Here is a 399-nt window from a genome sequence, read left to right on the forward strand (position 1 = left end):
TGGCGAGGCCGCTGTCGAAGATCTCGAGGTGATCGAGCCCTTGCGACTTGTAGGTCGGGTGATAGCAGCCGGCGAAGAATTCGACCTGACCATAGCGGTTGCGCGTGCCGAATATGTCGTCGAAGTTGACGGTGCCGTAGAAGAACCCCCACGCCACGTCGCGCATCATCGCTCGCAGAAAAACGTCGGCTGACATCGTGTGCGACAGCTTCGTGCCATTCGACACCCACTCGACGTGCGCGAAGTATTCGTCGCGCGAGAACGTGAACGAGCCCAAGCTGAAGCTGCGATAGCCGGCCTCGTTGGGCAACGATGCTTGGACGGGTGAATCGCTCACGTGCGACATATCGCGGACCACTTCTGGACCGAGTGCGGCCCCAGGATCGTTTGCAGCAGGAT

Annotated in this window: 1 protein-coding gene; it reads right to left on the bottom strand. The window is 60.2% G+C overall.

The window, feature by feature from the left end:
- Positions 1 to 399: hypothetical protein (locus I6F37_RS43280; protein ID WP_225154877.1), on the bottom strand; the 399-nt coding region annotated here is incomplete at both ends.

The organism is Bradyrhizobium sp. NBAIM08 (assembly GCF_020193935.1).
GTDB lineage: Bacteria > Pseudomonadota > Alphaproteobacteria > Rhizobiales > Xanthobacteraceae > Bradyrhizobium > Bradyrhizobium yuanmingense.